This window comes from Streptomyces sp. NPDC058231 (genome assembly GCF_042882275.1).
In the GTDB taxonomy this organism is placed as follows: Bacteria; Actinomycetota; Actinomycetes; order Streptomycetales; family Streptomycetaceae; genus Streptomyces.
On sequence record NZ_JBHVWN010000030.1, the window covers coordinates 52,268 to 68,201 of the forward strand.

Genomic DNA, 15,934 nt, shown 5'->3' on the forward strand with positions numbered 1-15,934 from the left:
GTCCGCTCATGCTCCGGGGACCCGGTCCAGGAACCCGCTGACCGAGCTGATCCGCCCGTCGTCGTCGAGGGTGACGACGTCGGACCCGGCGGCGGGCGCCGACCCGTCGGCGGTGGAGACCAGGTCCCAGCTGAAGCGGACGATGCCGTGGTGCCCGTCCGGGGCTCCGGTCAGCGTGAACTCGTAGCCGGGGAACTGCTGCTGGGCTCCGCTGATCGCGGCGGCCAGCCCGTCGTGGCCCCGTACGTCGGCCAGTGGGTCGGTGTACGTGGCCCCCTCGGTGAACGCGGCGGCGACCGCCTTGGCGAGCTCTTCCGGGGTGGGCGCGTTCCAGGCGGCGAAGTAGCGCTGGACGGCTTCCTCGTATGCGGTCATCGTGTCTCCTCTCCCACGGACCCGGCCCCGCGGCCGGGCTCCGGTGCGGCTGGTGAGTGACACGGTGTCCGATGCGGGAAGGCGCGTCGATTACCTCCGGGGTCATGGCCGCACCCGGAACGGGGGGCCTACGGACCTGTCGTGCCCAGGTCCGTAGGCTGCGAGCGGCGGGGATTTCCGCATCCGTTTCATGGGATTTTCACAGAGCCCCTCTACGGTGGGCGACGTGACCCAGATGAGCCCTCCCGGCTGGCATACGGACCCCGGGTATACAGGAACAGGCCCCGTCCAGGAACGCTGGTGGGACGGGAGCCAGTGGACGGATCAGCTCCGGATGCCGCCCGCCGCCGTGCGGCGCCGCCGGATCCGGATCGGTGTCGGCGTCGTCGCGGGTGTGGTGGTACTGGCCGCGGTCGCGGGTGGTGCCGTCCTGCTGACGGACGGATCCGGTAACCCGGAGAACACGTCCGACCGTGCCGTGTCGCCCGCGCCCAGTTTTCCCGGAGGCGGCTTCCCCGGAGGCGGTCGGAACGGCCAGGGCGGCTCGGGTGGCCAGGGAGGTACCGACGGCCAGAGCCCGGCGCCCGAGCAGCAGCAGCCGCCGTCCGAGGACGGCTATGTCACCGACATGATCAGCGGCCTCAGCCTGCCGGTGCCCGACGGCTGGACAGGGAAGTCGGCCACGGCCGGCGCCTCGGTGAGCACCGGTACGTACAACTGCCCGGCCGACGCCTCGCAGAAATGCGAGCGTGGCGGGGTGTTCGTCGCCCCGGCGCAGGCGCTGAAGATCACGGCGAAGACGGCGGAGGCGGCGGCGAAGGCCGATATCGCCACCAACGCCAAGGAGTCGTACGGCGGCAAGGCGTACGGCGCCATCACCTCGCACCAGCAGCTGAAGTCCGAGGCCGTCACCGTGGCGGGCCAGAAGGGCTACCTGGTGCGCTGGAAGGTGGTGACGAAGGAGGGCGACGACGGCTACGTCCAGTCGTTGGCCCTGCCCTCCCCGAACTCCGCCGACATGCTGGTTCTCGTACGGTCCGGCTTCGACGCCGGTGCCAAGGCGCCCGCGATCTCGGTGATGGACGACATCACGAAGGGCATCAAGGCGGCGTCCGGGACGGGTTCCGGACCGGGCCAGGGCGTCTAGGGCTTCTCGGCCGGACCGGTCCGGCCCGCGTGTCCCGGCGCCGCCGGAGCAGGGCACCCGCGGGCCGGTTCCGCTCCCGCCGGTGCCCGGTACCGGCCGGCGGCACTCTCGCCGCCGGCCGTCCGGCTCACGCCGCCGTGGAGCGGCCGTCCGGCCGCGGGAGTGTCACTTCACGCGGGAGGAGCGCGGCGGTACGGCGTTTCCGGATGCCAGCGGTGAGCGGGCCAGCTCGACGCAGCCCAGCGCGATCAGCGCGACGGCGACCAGTTCCGGCAGCAGCCACCAGCCGGTGCGCAGCTCCTCGCCGAACAGCGTCACCCCGTACAGAACGCTGATCAGCGCGTCGCCCAGGGTCAGCATCGGCTGGACTGCGACCAGGGTGCCGGCCTGCAGGGCGTTCTGGAGGAGGTACAGCGCGCCCACTCCGGCGGCGGCGGTGGCGTACAGCTGCCAAGAGGTCAGCAGCGCGGTCGGCCCGCCGTCGCCGAGCCGCCCCATGGCGTCCTTCATCAGCGCGGCGGTGAGCGAGTACCCGCACGCGGCGGCCAGTCCGAGCAGCGCGGCCCGGGGGTTGCCCCGGGTCTTCATCGCGCCGGTGATCAGGGCGGCTTCGAAGATCCCGGTCAGGATCAGCGCGGGGATCCAGGCCGTGCCCGCCACCGAGGTGCTGCCGCCGCCCGGCGCCGCCGACCCCATGCCGAGGGCCAGTCCGAAAGTCACGGCGGCCACGCCGTACCAGACCTTCCGGGGCACCCGGACCCGCATCACGAATCCGGCCAGCAACAGCGTCGCCGGCAGTTCGATGACGAAGATCGGCTGGACCACGGCGATCGGACCGGTGGCCAGCGCGACCGCCTGGCAGACCGCGGCGACGATCACCAGGCCGATGCCGGCCAGCCACACCCGCTGGCGCAGCAGATGGCCGATGAGCGAAAGACGCATCGCCTCCGTGTCGGGTACGACGAGAGCGGCCCGGCGCTGTAGGACGGAGGCGGCGCCGTTGCTGACTGCGGTCAGGATGGCGAACAGGACACTGATCACCGGTCCATGATGCGGGCGGACCGCGCCCGATCCCGGGTCCTGCCCTCCTGCGGTGCGGCGGCCGGAGGAACGGCGGGGCGGTGCGATTGCGGACCGCGGGTGTCCGCAACCGCACGTACCGTGCCGGTCATGGCCGAGCAGACGAACCCCGCCGCACCAGCCGCATCCGCCCGACCCCGCGTGCTCCCGCCCCGGGCGCTGGGCCGAGCCACCCTGGAGCGCCAACTGCTCCTGAGCCGGAGCCCGATGTCCGCGAAGGACGCGGTCGGCCATCTCGTGGGGCTCCAGGCGCAGAACACCAGGCCGCCGTACTACCAGCTCTTCGCCCGCCTCGCCGACTTCGACCCCGCCGAGCTCTCCACGCTGATGGAGTCCCGTGAGGTGGTGCGCATCGTCACCCTCCGGTCCACCATCCACACCCACACCGCCGACGACGCGCTCACCCTGCGCCCGCTCGTCCAGCCGGCGCGCGACCGGGAACTGAACATGTTCCGCCGGGGGCTCGTCGGCGTCGATCCGGACCGGCTCGCGGCGATCGGCAGAGAGCTCGTCGAGGAGCGGCCACGCACTCCGAAGGAACTCCGCGAGGCGCTGCTCGTCCAGTGGCCGGACGCCGACCCGCAGGCGCTGAGCGTGGCCGCCCGCTGCACGCTGCCGCTGGTCCAGGTGGTCCCGCGCGGGCTCTGGGGCCGGAGCGGACAGGTAGAGCTGACCACCGTCGAGCACTGGCTCGGCCGGCCGGCGCGACAGGCCGCCGCACCCGACGCGACCGTGCTGCGCTACCTCGGCGCATTCGGACCCGCCTCCGTGATGGACATGCAGCGGTGGGCCGGACTGACCCGGCTGGGGGAGGTGTTCGAACGACTGCGGCCGCGGCTGGTCACCTTCCGCGACGAGAACGGCGTCGAACTCTTCGACCTGCCCGACGCCCCGCGCCCCGATCCGGACACCCCCGCCCCGCCGCGTTTCCTGCCCGAGTTCGACAACGTGCTGCTCGGCCACGCGGACCGTACGCGCATCATCCCGCCGCGGTACCGGGGGCGGAACGGGAACGGAAACCAGGCGTACGGAACCGTGCTGGTCGACGGATTCCTCGCGGCTGTCTGGCGGTACGGGACGCCGGGTGGGAAGCCGCGCGAGGCGACGACCCTCACCGTGCAGGCACTCGGCCGGCTGAGCCGGGCCGAGCGCGACGCGGTCACGGAGGAGGGGATGGGCATGCTCGCGGCGATGCTTCCCGCGGACCCGTCCGCACACGAAGTCCGGTTCGCCCGCTTCGTCGACTTCGGTGAATGAGCGGACGCCTCGCCCGACGGGCCTACGGCAGCAGCCCCTCCTTCCGCGCCGCCACCACCGCCTCCAGCCGGGTGCGGGCCCCCAGTTTGCGCATGGCCGCGCGCAGATATCCCTTCACGGTCTCCGGCCGCAGCCCCAGCCGGTCCGCCACCACCGCGTTGGTCGCGCCCGTCGCCACGCAGCCGAGGACGTCGATCTCGCGGGGTGCCAGCTGCACCCCGCGGGAGCGCGGTACCCGCCGCCCGGACGCCGAGGCGAGCCGGCCGCACACCGAGAGAAGCTCCTCGCGCAGCGCCGGGTCGGCCACCTTCGGGAGCAGCGCACGCAGTTCGCGGTGGGCCTCGCGCACTTCCTCCCACGCGCCCGGGGCCTCCCCGGGGTCCGTCGTCCGGTCGCGGGTGACGGACAGGAGCTGCTGCACCTCGTCCTGCACGGCGAGCGCCTGCTCCACGTCCCGGGCGGCTGCGACCGCCGCGTCGAAGGTACGGTCCCCGAGGGCGAGCGGCTCACGCAGCGCCCCGTACAGCACCCCCCGCACCTTGCGGCGTACGACGACGGGCACCGCGACCACCGAGCGCAGCCCCTCCGCCGCGACGGCCGTGTCGTACTCGTGGCTGATGTGCCGCGACGACGGATAGTCGATCACCGCACAGGGCCGGGACAGGGCGATCGACTTGCCGCCGAGCCCGCTGCCCGCCGATATGACGAGTCCTCGCAGCGCCGCGGTGCGCGCCCCGTTGAGCTCCGCGATCCGGGCGTGGCGCGCGTCCGAGAGCAGTCCGCCGAACACCACGGGCAGCCCGCTCGTCCGCCGCAACCGCAGCAGCGCCGTCTGCATCTCGACCACATCCACCGGTTCCGGCACGCTGTCGCCTCTCTGCCCGGTCCGGGCGGGCCGATCGGCCTCGCCGCGGGTACCCCCCGTTCGGGGGTGGTGAGACCTGGGTCACTGTTTACATGATGTTAAGAGACCGGTCCGGTCCGCAATGAGGAGGGCACATGTCGGCAACCAGCGCGACGGAGACGTTCCGGGCCGCCCGGGACTTCCTGCTGCGGCATCGGGAGGACTACCGGGCGGCCTACGAGGGTTTCCGCTGGCCCCGGGCCGACCACTTCAACTGGGCGCTCGACTGGTTCGATGCCATCGCCGAGGACAACGACCGCACCGCCCTGCACATCGTGGAGGAGGACGGCCGGCGCACCGAGGTGTCCTTCGCCCGGATGTCCGCCCGCTCCGACCAGGTCGCGAACTGGCTGCGCGTCCAAGGGGTACGGGCCGGGGACCGGATCCTCGTCATGCTCGGCAACCAGGTCGAACTCTGGGAGACGGCGCTCGCCGCGATGAAGCTGCGTGCCGTCGTCATCCCCGCCACACCGCTCCTCGGCCCCGTCGACCTGCGCGACCGGGTGGCCCGCGGCCGGGTCCGGCATGTGATCGTGCGGGACGAGGACGCCGCCAAGTTCGACGAGGTGCCCGGTGACTACACCCGGATCGCCGTCGGCGAGGACGTGGCGGGCTGGCTGCCGTACACCGGCGCCGACGGGCAGCCGGAGACCTTCCGGGCGGACCGGGAGACCGACGCCGACGAGCCGCTGATGCTGTACTTCACCTCCGGCACGACCGCCAGCCCCAAGCTGGTCGAGCACACCCATGTCTCGTACCCCGTCGGCCACTTGTCGACGATGTACTGGATCGGGCTCAAGCCCGGGGACATCCACCTCAACATCTCGTCGCCCGGGTGGGCCAAGCACGCCTGGTCGAACCTGTTCGCGCCGTGGAGCGCAGAGGCGACGGTCTTCATCTTCAACTACACCCGGTTCGACGCGGGCCGGCTGATGGCGGAGATGGACCGCTCGGGCGTCACCAGCTTCTGCGCCCCGCCCACCGTCTGGCGGATGCTCATCCAGGCCGACCTCTCCCAGCTGCGAACCCCGCCGCGCGAGGTCGTCGCCGCGGGCGAACCGCTCAACCCCGAGGTCATCGAGACCGTCCGGCGCGAGTGGGGCGTCACCATCCGGGACGGCTTCGGGCAGACCGAGACGGCCGTCCAGGTCGCCAACACCCCGGGCCAGCTGCTGAAGTCCGGCTCCATGGGGCGGCCCAGCCCGGGCTTCAAGGTCGAGCTGCTCGACCCGGTCACCGGCGAGCCCGGTGCCTCCGAGGGCGAGATCGCCCTCGACCTGACGGACCGTCCGGTCGGCCTGATGACCGGCTACCACGGCGACCCGGACCGTACCGCCGAGGCGATGGCGGGCGGCTACTACCGCACCGGCGACATCGGTTCCCGGGACGAGGACGGCTACATCACCTATGTGGGGCGTGCCGACGACGTCTTCAAGGCATCCGACTACAAGATCTCGCCGTTCGAGCTGGAGAGCGCCCTGCTGGAGCACGAGGCGGTCGCCGAGGCGGCGGTCGTGCCCGCCCCCGACCCGCTCCGGCTCGCCGTCCCGAAGGCGTACGTCGTCCTCGCCGAGGGCTGGGAGCCCGGACCCGACACGGCGAAGGTGCTGTTCGCGCACTCGCGGGCGGTGCTGGCCCCGTACAAGCGGATCCGCCGGCTGGAGTTCGCCGAGCTGCCGAAGACCGTGTCCGGGAAGATCCGCCGGATCGAACTGCGTGAGCGCACGGCCGAGGGCATCGGAACCGAGTACGACGAGGGGGACCTGCGATGACCGGACGGACCGGACTGTCCTACGCACACGGCACCGGCACCACCGCCCTGCTCGGCGACACCATCGGACGCAATCTCGACCGGGCGATCGAGGCGTACCCGGAGCGCGAGGCACTCGTCGATGTCGCCTCGGGACGCCGTTGGACCTACGCCGAATTCGGCGCCGCGGTCGACGAGCTGGCGCGCGGACTGATGGGCTCCGGGGTGGCCGAGGGGGACCGCGTGGGCATCTGGGCGATCAACTGCCCCGAGTGGGTGCTCGTCCAGTACGCCACCGCCCGCATCGGCGCGATCATGGTCAACATCAACCCGGCCTACCGGGCGCACGAGCTGCAGTACGTGCTCGCCCAGGCCGGGATCTCGCTCCTGGTCTCCTCGCTCTCCCACCGGACCAGCGACTACCGTGCACTGGTCGGCCAGGTCCGGGCCGAGTGCCCCGCCCTGCGGTCCGTGCACTACATCGGCGATCCCTCCTGGGACGAGCTGACGGCGGCGGCCGGATCGGTGACCGGCGAGCAACTGGCCCACAGGGAAGCCGGGTTGTCCTGCGACGACCCGATCAACATCCAGTACACCTCGGGTACGACGGGCTTCCCCAAGGGAGCCACGCTCTCCCACCACAACATCCTCAACAACGGCTACTTCGTCGGGGAGATGGTTGCCTACACCGAGCAGGACCGGGTCTGTCTTCCCGTCCCGTTCTACCACTGCTTCGGCATGGTGATGGGCAACCTGGGGATCACCTCGCACGGCGCCTGCATCGTGATCCCGGCCCCCGCCTTCGAGCCCGCCGCCGTACTCGCCGCGGTCCAGCAGGAGCGCTGCACCTCGCTCTACGGTGTCCCCACCATGTTCATCGCGGAACTGAACCTCCCTGAATTCGCCTCGTACGACCTGTCCTCGCTGCGCACCGGGATCATGGCCGGGTCGCCCTGCCCGGTCGAGGTGATGAAGCGGGTCGTCGCCGAGATGCACATGGACGAGGTGTCCATCTGCTACGGCATGACGGAGACCTCCCCGGTCTCCACCCAGACCCGCCGCGAGGACGATCTGGAGCGCCGCACCGGCACGGTCGGCCGGGCCCTGCCGCACATCGAGGTGAAGGTGGTCGACCCCGTGACGGGCGTGACCCTGCCGCGAGGTGAGGCGGGCGAACTCCGCACCCGCGGCTACAGCGTGATGCTCGGCTACTGGGAGCAGCCCGAGCGCACCGCCGAGGTGATCGACGAGGGACGCTGGATGCACACCGGCGACCTCGCGGTGATGCGGGACGACGGTTACGTACAGATTGTCGGCCGGATCAAGGACATGATCATCCGTGGCGGCGAGAACGTGTACCCGCGGGAGATCGAGGAGTTCCTCTACGGCCACCCGAAGATCGCGGACGTGCAGGTGGTGGGGGTGCCGGACGAGAGGTACGGCGAGGAGATCCTGGCCTGTGTCATCCCCCGGGACCCCGCGGACCCGCCGACCCTGGACGAGGTGTCGGAGTACTGCCGGGAGCAGCTGGCGCACTACAAGGTGCCACGGCGGCTGCGGATCCTGGAGGCTTTCCCGATGACGGTCAGCGGGAAGGTCCGGAAGATCGAACTGCGCGAGAGCTACGGATAGGCCGAGTCGGGAAGGCGGTGCCCCCGCGCCGTCAGGCGGCTTCGATGACGTCGCCGGCGGCGCCACGGGTCGCCGCCGCCCACTCGATCAGCAGCACCTCGTAGGCGGCGGACTCCACGGAGGACCAGTCCTGTCCGGCTCGCGCGTCCACCAGGGCGCGGATCGCCTCGTTCGCCTCGACGGCGGACGTGTGCGTCGGCTGTACGGTGTCCAGCGGGTCGGAGGATGGTGCGTGTCGTGGGATTAAGGCCATGCGCACCACTCTAAGGCCGCCCACTGACAGAGACCGAACATTTGTGGGCCCAGGACCGAACGTGACCGATTGCACTCGCTGTTGCCGGCCGGTTCCACAGCGGAACCGGCCGGTCCGGCGGTGGGTCAGAGTTCGCGTCGCATGCAGACCCTCGGCCAGCGGTCGAGTCCGTGTTCCGCCTCCTCGGCCCTGATCTTCCTCAGTCCGTCGGTGAGTTCGGCCTCCGTGAGTGCGCGGAAGCCGAGCCGCGTGTAGTACGGCGCATTCCACGGGACATGGGAGAACGTCGTCAGGGTGAGGGCGGTCAGCCGTCCGTCGCCCGCCCAGTCGGCGAGGTGATCGATGAGTGTGCGTCCCACGCCCTGCCGGGCGGCGGACGGATGGACCGAGACCTGCTCCACATGGGCGGCGCCGTCGAGCGGGTCGGCGATCAGATATCCGACGGGACGGTCGTCGGAATCGGCGGCCACCCAGGCGCGGCCGCCCCTGCGGTAGTCGTCCAGCAGGCCGAGGGGTGGTGGGTCGTCGTCCGCGACGGCGGACATGCCGAGGGAGCGGAACGGTTCGCCGGCGGCGCGCTCGATGTCCTGGAGCTGCGGGAGATCGGAGCGGCGGGCGGGACGGATACGCATGCCTCAGTATGGCGTGGTCGGCCGGTGTGCGGTCAGGCTCCGGTGGAGAGCAGTTCGTCCGCCGGGCTGTTCACCGGCTGCGGGGTCCCGGTGAGGTCCATCACGAAGAGTGGGACACGGAGGCCGTCGGCGCGTGCTCCGGCATCCGGCGCGTACCCCGCCAGCGAGAACAGGACGCCGGTCACCGACGAGTTCAGGGCGTACAGCCAGAGGCACTCGACGTCGCGCCGGGCGGTCGGCCGGGTGGTCGAGTCGACCTGGGCGATCAGACCGGCGGCGCGCAGATCGATCCGGGACGAAGGACGCTCGGCCGACCGCACCACGTCGCGGTAGCCCAGCCAGGTCAGATACGCCGCGGCGGCGGTGACCGCGTCAGGTCCGGTACGGATTGTCGTCGGCCGGAACGGGGGGCGCGGGGCGGGCGCCGTGCGAGGCGACGGGATGTGGGACGGCAGGGTGCCACCCGGAGCCACCGGACGGACCGGGATCCGCAGCACCGTCCCGCAGGGACAGCACAGTTCCGGCTGCGGCCACTCGTCGTGGCGTCCGCAGGCGAGGCAGCGCACGGTCACCCAGTCGTCGTTCCAGGAGCGGTGCGTGACCGGCTGGGGCGGGGCGCCGGGCAGTAACGGCGGGGAGGTGGGGGAGCCGCACGGGCACGGATAGACCGGTGCGAGATATGGCTGATCCAGTCGGCAGGCCGGGCAGCGTACCGGCACGGACTCCACCATCGTCTCCCTCCGGTACCCCGTGCCGCGCCTCGGACCCGGCCGGCGGCACGGGAACACCCCGCGGCCCGACGCCGGAACGCGGTCCGGCCTCGCGCGGCGCTCCCCGTCGCACCCCGCGCCGGCTGCGCCCCGCGTCCCCATGCTCCACCAAGAGCCGGGCGTGGGGGAGCGACTTGGCGGAATCGCCGCACCACGCGTGCCCTGCGGGGCAGCTCCGGCGCCCGCCCTTGACGGCCGTCGGACCAGCTCCTACATTGCTTCCGTATAGTAGAAATGAGATTCCACGATACGGAATCGGCGCTCTCAGGTGGCGCGACGGAGCCCGACTCCACCAGGCGAGCAGGAGTAATCGATGCCTCGAATGACCGCTGCCCGAGCGGCAGTTGAGATCCTCAAGCGGGAAGGCGTCACCCACGCGTTCGGCGTGCCGGGCGCGGCGATCAACCCCTTCTACGCGGCGCTCAGGGCGGGCGGTGGCATCGACCACACGCTTGCCCGCCATGTCGAGGGCGCCTCCCACATGGCGGAGGGCTACACCCGGAGCGAAGCCGGGAACATCGGTGTCTGCATCGGTACGTCGGGACCGGCCGGGACCGACATGATCACCGGGCTGTACTCGGCCGCCGCCGACTCCGTCCCGATCCTCTGCATCACCGGCCAGGCACCGGTGGCCAAGCTCCACAAGGAGGACTTCCAGGCCGTCGACATCGCCTCGATCGCCAGGCCGGTGACGAAGGCCGCGACGACCGTCCTGGAGGCCGCACAGGTGCCGGGCGTCTTTCAGGAGGCCTTCCACCTGATGCGTTCGGGCCGTCCGGGGCCGGTTCTGATCGACCTGCCGATCGACGTCCAGCTCACCGAGATCGAGTTCGATCCGGAGACGTACCAGCCGCTGCCCGTCTACAAGCCGGCCGCGTCCCGCGCCCAGATCGAGAAGGCGACCGCTCTCCTGCTCGCCTCCGAACGCCCTGTGATCGTCGCCGGCGGCGGCGTCATCAACGCCGACGCCTGCGACCTCCTCGTCGAATTCGCCGAGTTGACCGGAACGCCGGTCGTCCCGACCTTGATGGGCTGGGGCATCCTCGCCGACGACCACGGTCTGAACGCGGGCATGGTCGGACTGCAGACCTCGCACCGCTACGGCAACGCCAACTTCCTGGAGTCCGATTTCGTCCTCGGCATCGGCAACCGCTGGGCCAACCGGCACACCGGCGACCTCGCCGTGTACACCGAGGGCCGCACATTCGTCCACGTCGACATCGAGCCCACCCAGCTCGGCAGGATCTTCGCGCCTGACCTCGGCATCGCCTCCGACGCCAAGGCCGCGCTGGAGCTCTTCGTCGAGGTGGCGAAGGAGCTCAAGGCCGTGGGCGGGCTCCCGGACCGCAGCGCGTGGGCCGCCGCCACCCAGGAGCGCAGGGCCAGGCTGCAGCGCCGTACCCACTTCGACCAGGTCCCGATGAAGCCGCAGCGGGTCTACGAGGAGATGAACCGCGCCTTCGGACCCGAGACCCGCTACGTCACCACCATCGGCCTCTCCCAGATCGCCGGCGCGCAACTCCTGCACGTCCACCGGCCGCGCCACTGGATCAACTGCGGCCAGGCCGGGCCGCTCGGCTGGACGATCCCGGCCGCGCTTGGCGTCGCCACCGCAGACCCCGACGGCCAGGTCGTCGCGCTCTCCGGCGACTACGACTTCCAGTTCATGCTGGAGGAGCTGGCGGTCGGCGCACAGCACCACATCCCGTACGTCCATGTCCTGGTGAACAACTCCTATCTGGGGCTGATCCGCCAGGCGCAGCGCAGCTTCGACATCGACTTCCAGGTCAACCTGGAGTTCGAGAACATCAACTCCCCGGAGCTGGGCGGCTACGGCGTCGACCACGTCAAGGTCGTCGAGGGGCTGGGCTGCAAGGCGATCAGGGTCACCGAGCCCGACCGGCTGCTGCCCGCGTTCGAGGAGGCCAAGAAGCTGGCTGCCCGGTTCCGGGTCCCGGTGGTCGTCGAGGCGATCCTGGAGCGCGTCACGAACATCTCGATGGGCGCCGCCGGCATCGACGCCGTCAACGAGTGGGAGGACGTCGTCACCGAACCGGGTCACGCCCCGACCGCGGTCCGCCCTTTCGTGGCGAGCTGACGACTCACCCGCCGGTGCCGTTCGCGGGGCGGACCGCCGGACCCCGGTGATCCGTCCCGCACACCGGTCCCGGCGCGGCCGGCGAGGCCAATTCCCCCTACTCGTAGTACTTCAGAGCTATCTGGAAGGTGACCCCCACGGGTTGACGCCGGCCACGGGGTCCGGTCCCTAGCTTCTGTACCGGAAGAACCACGGACATCCGGTACGGAAGGACCATTCCCATGGCGCCCCGCCCGCCCAGCAGGCTCCCGCTCGCGGGACGCACCCCCACCAGCCGTGCGCGCGGTGCCCGCACGCTGCTCGCCGCCCTCGTGATCGCCGCGGTCGCCGTACCCGTGTCGGGTGCGGCCCGGCCCACGGCGGTCCCGGCGCCGGCCCCCGCCGCCCTCGCCCCGCTGCGCGCAGCGACCCCCGAGGCATTGGCCCGGCGCTACGCGGCCAACCGAGGATCCATCCTGGCGGCCGAACGCATGGCCACCGGCCACGGCGACCGGAAGCGGGCCGCCGCCCTGCGCGCCTTCGCCGATCCCGCACGCCACTTCCTCTCCTTCGACGGGCGCGACGGCGGCCGCGGCGCGGAGGTCTTCGGTGATCTGTTAAATCGTCCGGCGGATCGACGCCGCCACACCGCATGACCGGGACCGCGCCGTAGACGCGCTGCGCGCCCTCGCCATCCTCGGCGTGGTGCTCGGGCACTGGCTGGTCACCGCGCTGATCGCCGACACAGGATCCGTGCGCGCCGCAAGCCCCCTCCAGCACATGCCCGAACTGGTGCCGGTCTCCTGGCTGTTCCAGACTCTTGCGGTCTTCTTCCTGGTGGGCGGGGAGATGGGAGCGAGGAGCTACGCCGCGGCCCGTGCCCGCGGCGTCACGTACGGGCAGTGGACCGGCGCGCGGACGAGCCGGCTGTTCCGGCCGGTGGCCGCCCTGCTGGTCGTGTGGACCGTGATCGCGGGGGTGCTGCTCGCCTCCGGAGTGGGTATCGGGACCGTGCACGCGCTGCTCAAACTGGTGCTGTCGCCGCTCTGGTTCCTGCTGGTCCTCACGGCACTCACCGCGGCGACCCCGCTCGTCGCGAGACTCCATCCGCTGTGGCCGCTCGCCGTCGTGGTGCATGTCGATCTGATCAGGTTCGGGCTGGGCGGCCCGGCCTGCCTCGGCTGGATCAACGTGGCGGCCGGCTGGCTGGTCCCGTACTGCCTGGGTGCGACCTGGGCCCGCGGCGGTCTGCGGAGCCGGGCGACCGGATGGGCGGTGCTGCTGACGGGCGCCGCGGCCACCGCCGGACTCGTCCTGTGGGCCGGATACCCGGCGTCCATGGTCGGGGTGCCCGGCAGCCGCATCTCCAACCTCGACCCGCCCACGCTCGCGGCCGTCACCTTCGGTCTCGCCCAGTGCGGCGCGGCCCGGCTGCTGCTCGGCCCGCTCCGGAGAATTCTGCGGCGCCCGGCCGCCTGGGCGGCGGTGGCGCTGGTCAACCTCTCCGCGATGACGGTGTTCCTCTGGCATCAGACCGCGATGATGGCGGTCACCGCCCTCGGTCTTCTCGCGGGCGAGGCGCTGCCGGGACTGCACACCGTCCCCGGTGACCCGCAGTGGGTGCTGGCACGGCTGGCCTGGCTGCCCGCGTTCGCCGTGGCGCTGCTGGTGTGCTGGGCCGCGTTCCGCAAGTACGAGGAGGGCCGGCCGCGAAGGAGCGGCCGGGTCGTCCGCGCGAGCCGTCCCGACAGGGCGCCCGTGGTCCGCCGTGCCTGAGGGCTGTCCCGTGATCCGCGGTGTACCGGCGCACGGCGCCGGATGCGGTGCGTCGCAGGGCCGAAGGATCCCGCCGCGCCGGGCTTGTGCGGGCGTTGCGGCAACGCGGCCGGGCGCCGTGGCGGTCGTCGTGCACCTGCCAGGAGTGACTGAACAGCCCATAAGGTGGGCCGGACGAAGTGGGGGGGCGATGGGGGACATGGAGCGACTGAGGACCGCCCTGCGCAGGGCGCCACGGGTGCTGTTCGAGGATCTGACCGCGGCCGCCGACCCGATGCCGCCCATGGGGCAGCCCGGTTGGCCGGTCTGGCGGCCGGTGTACGGAATGCTCCTCGTCATCTGCGCGACCCTCCTGACCGTGCTGCGCGTGAACGAACTGAGCCGGACCGCCGGTGGCCCGGTCCCCTCGTACGTGGTCGTGCTCGGCTTCTGCCAGGGGGTGGCGCTCGTCGCCGGGATGTTCCGCCCGGTGTCGGCCTGGTGGGCGTCGACCGTCCTGATGGTCGCCACCGTGCTGCTCGGCGAGCCGGGTACGGCGCAGGGACCCCTGTTCCCCTGGGGTGTCATCGGGCTCGCGCTGCAGAGCGGCGCGCTCTTCCTGCTGGCGCTGCGCGTCCGGCCCCGGCGCGCGGCCGGGGCACTGGCGATCACCGTGCTCGCCATGCAGGCCTGCACGTTCCTCGCCACCCTGCCGCACCACTACCTCGTCGACCGGACCGCACCGGTCCTGATCGCCGCCGCGCTGCTCGGAGCCGTGCTGCGCGGACTGCGGATGGCCCGCACCCAGCTCGTCGAGCAGGAGGAACTCACCGCCGGGGAGCGGGCGCGGCGCACCCTGCTGGAGGAGCGCAACCGGATCGCCCGCGAACTCCACGACGTCGTCGCCCACCACATGTCGGTGATCTCCATCCAGGCGCAGGTCGCACCCCACCTGGTCGAGAACCCGTCCGACGAGCTCCGGGAGAACCTCGCGGGCATCCGGCGCAGTGCCGTCGAGGCACTCACCGAACTGCGGCACGTGCTCGGCGTACTGCGTTCCGAGGACGCCCTGTCGCACGGCGCGGGGCACCGTCCGCAGCCCACCCTGGACCGGCTGGACGAACTGGTCGACACGGTGCGCGCCACCGGGCTCGCGGTGAGCACCGCCACCGTCGGTGCGCGGCGTCCACTGCCGCCGGGCGTGGAGCTGTCGGCCTTCCGTATCGTCCAGGAGGCACTCAGCAACGCCATGCGGCACGCCCCCGGCGCCGAGGTGCGGGTGGAGACCGGTTACGCAGCGGCCGGACTGACCGTCAGAATCACCAACACCGCACCGCACGGATCAGCCCCGGTCCCGTCCACCCTCGGGCACGGGTTGTTGGGCATGCGCGAACGCACTGCCATGCTCGGTGGTGAACTGGCCACCGGGCCCACCCCGGACGGCGGCTACGAGGTGACGGCCGTCCTCCCGGTACACGGCCACGGCCCGGCCGCCGACCCTGTTGAGGACGCCACGTGACGACCATCCGCGTACTGATAGCCGACGACCAGGTGATGGTCCGTCAGGGCTTCACGGTACTGCTCGACGCCGAACCGGACATCGAGGTCGTCGGCCAGGCGGTGGACGGACTGGACGCCGTCACCCAGGTCGCCGAACTCGGCCCGGACGTCGTCCTGATGGATGTCCGGATGCCGCAGCTCGACGGCATCGAGGCGACCCGCCGCGTCACGTCGCCGTTCGGCGCGCAGGTCAAGGTGCTCATCCTCACCACCTTCGACCTCGACGAGTACGTGTACGAGGCGTTGCGCGCCGGCGCCTCCGGCTTCCTGCTCAAGGACGCGTCGGCCGAGGAACTGGCGCAGGCGGTACGGGTGGTGGCAGCCGGTGACGCCCTGCTCGCCCCGAGCGTCACCAAGCGGCTGATCGCCGAGTTCTCCCGTGTGACCGCCGCGCCCAGGGCGCCGCTCAAGGAGCGCGTGGGTGTTCTGACGGAGCGTGAGACCGAAGTTCTGTCCCTCGTCGCGCAGGGCCTGTCGAACGCGGAGATCGCCCGGTTGCTGGTGGTGGCGGAGCAGACCGCGAAGACCCATGTGAGCCGCATCCTGGCCAAACTGGGGGTGCGCGACCGGACCCAGGCGGCGGTCTTCGCGTACGAGACGGGCCTGGTCCGCCCGGGCGGCTGCTGAGCCGCACGCGGGTGCACGGAGCCGGGCCTCCGCACGCGCGGGACGGACGGAGTACGGGGCCGTCCGCACCTCCGCGCCCTACGCGGGAGTGGTGACCGCCCGGCGGCGAGTGGTG

The 15,934-nt window shown here is 71.8% G+C and carries 14 protein-coding genes and 1 pseudogene; 9 read left to right on the forward strand and 6 right to left on the reverse strand.

Annotated features, from left to right (window positions below; genetic code table 11):
* Positions 1-6: 6 nt before the first annotated feature.
* Positions 7-375, reverse strand: a complete 369-nt coding sequence (locus ACFVXE_RS20810; protein WP_389672923.1) for a nuclear transport factor 2 family protein — start codon at positions 373-375, stop codon at positions 7-9.
* Positions 376-601: 226 nt separating this feature from the next.
* Between ACFVXE_RS20810 and ACFVXE_RS20815 the strand changes: the two genes are divergently transcribed.
* On the forward strand, positions 602-1,522 hold the full coding sequence (locus ACFVXE_RS20815) for a DUF2510 domain-containing protein (protein ID WP_389672925.1): 921 nt from the start codon (positions 602-604) through the stop codon (positions 1,520-1,522).
* Positions 1,523-1,687: 165 nt separating this feature from the next.
* Here the strand turns inward: ACFVXE_RS20815 and ACFVXE_RS20820 are convergent, their stop codons facing one another.
* Positions 1,688-2,563 (reverse strand): DMT family transporter, encoded by an 876-nt coding sequence (locus tag ACFVXE_RS20820; protein ID WP_389672927.1) that lies wholly within the window; start codon positions 2,561-2,563, stop codon positions 1,688-1,690.
* 129 nt (positions 2,564-2,692) lie between these two features.
* On the opposite strand from ACFVXE_RS20820, the gene ACFVXE_RS20825 reads away from it, so the two are divergent.
* Entirely contained in the window at positions 2,693-3,859 is a 1,167-nt protein-coding gene (locus ACFVXE_RS20825; RefSeq protein WP_389672928.1) for a winged helix DNA-binding domain-containing protein, read from the forward strand.
* A gap of 22 nt (positions 3,860-3,881) precedes the next feature.
* Here the strand turns inward: ACFVXE_RS20825 and ACFVXE_RS20830 are convergent, their stop codons facing one another.
* Positions 3,882-4,724 (reverse strand): response regulator transcription factor, encoded by an 843-nt coding sequence (locus ACFVXE_RS20830; protein WP_389672930.1) that lies wholly within the window; start codon positions 4,722-4,724, stop codon positions 3,882-3,884.
* A 134-nt stretch (positions 4,725-4,858) separates the two neighbouring features.
* Here ACFVXE_RS20830 and ACFVXE_RS20835 point away from each other — a divergent pair, with 134 nt between their 5' ends.
* Both ACFVXE_RS20835 and ACFVXE_RS20840 read left to right on the forward strand, forming a co-directional pair.
* A complete protein-coding gene (locus ACFVXE_RS20835; RefSeq protein WP_389672931.1) occupies positions 4,859-6,535 on the forward strand; it encodes an AMP-binding protein in 1,677 nt (558 codons plus the stop codon).
* Positions 6,532-8,145 (forward strand): AMP-binding protein, encoded by a 1,614-nt coding sequence (locus ACFVXE_RS20840; RefSeq protein ID WP_389672933.1) that lies wholly within the window; start codon positions 6,532-6,534, stop codon positions 8,143-8,145. Before ACFVXE_RS20835 ends, ACFVXE_RS20840 begins: the two co-directional genes overlap by 4 nt.
* 31 nt (positions 8,146-8,176) lie before the next feature.
* On the opposite strand, the gene ACFVXE_RS20845 is transcribed toward ACFVXE_RS20840, so the two are convergent.
* From ACFVXE_RS20845 to ACFVXE_RS20855, 3 genes are all read right to left on the reverse strand, one after another.
* A complete protein-coding gene (locus ACFVXE_RS20845) occupies positions 8,177-8,398 on the reverse strand; it encodes a hypothetical protein (protein ID WP_389672934.1) in 222 nt (73 codons plus the stop codon).
* 125 nt (positions 8,399-8,523) lie between these two features.
* Positions 8,524-9,030 (reverse strand): GNAT family N-acetyltransferase, encoded by a 507-nt coding sequence (locus ACFVXE_RS20850; RefSeq protein WP_389672936.1) that lies wholly within the window; start codon positions 9,028-9,030, stop codon positions 8,524-8,526.
* A gap of 32 nt (positions 9,031-9,062) precedes the next feature.
* Positions 9,063-9,758: a hypothetical protein gene (locus tag ACFVXE_RS20855; protein ID WP_389672977.1), complete on the reverse strand. Its 696-nt coding sequence runs from the start codon at positions 9,756-9,758 to the stop codon at positions 9,063-9,065.
* A gap of 355 nt (positions 9,759-10,113) precedes the next feature.
* Here ACFVXE_RS20855 and gcl point away from each other — a divergent pair, with 355 nt between their 5' ends.
* From gcl to ACFVXE_RS20880, 5 genes and pseudogenes are all read left to right on the forward strand, one after another.
* On the forward strand, positions 10,114-11,898 hold the full coding sequence (gene gcl / locus ACFVXE_RS20860; RefSeq protein ID WP_389672937.1) for a glyoxylate carboligase: 1,785 nt from the start codon (positions 10,114-10,116) through the stop codon (positions 11,896-11,898).
* 221 nt (positions 11,899-12,119) lie between these two features.
* Positions 12,120-12,494, forward strand: a pseudogene (locus tag ACFVXE_RS20865) (hypothetical protein); the annotation flags it as partial.
* A gap of 4 nt (positions 12,495-12,498) precedes the next feature.
* Positions 12,499-13,653 (forward strand): acyltransferase, encoded by a 1,155-nt coding sequence (locus ACFVXE_RS20870; protein WP_389672979.1) that lies wholly within the window; start codon positions 12,499-12,501, stop codon positions 13,651-13,653.
* A gap of 199 nt (positions 13,654-13,852) precedes the next feature.
* The gene (locus tag ACFVXE_RS20875; protein WP_389672939.1) at positions 13,853-15,151 is read left to right on the forward strand and encodes a sensor histidine kinase; all 1,299 of its coding nucleotides are present in this window, start codon (positions 13,853-13,855) and stop codon (positions 15,149-15,151) included.
* Positions 15,148-15,819: a response regulator gene (locus ACFVXE_RS20880; protein ID WP_389672940.1), complete on the forward strand. Its 672-nt coding sequence runs from the start codon at positions 15,148-15,150 to the stop codon at positions 15,817-15,819. Before ACFVXE_RS20875 ends, ACFVXE_RS20880 begins: the two co-directional genes overlap by 4 nt.
* Positions 15,820-15,934: the final 115 nt, after the last annotated feature.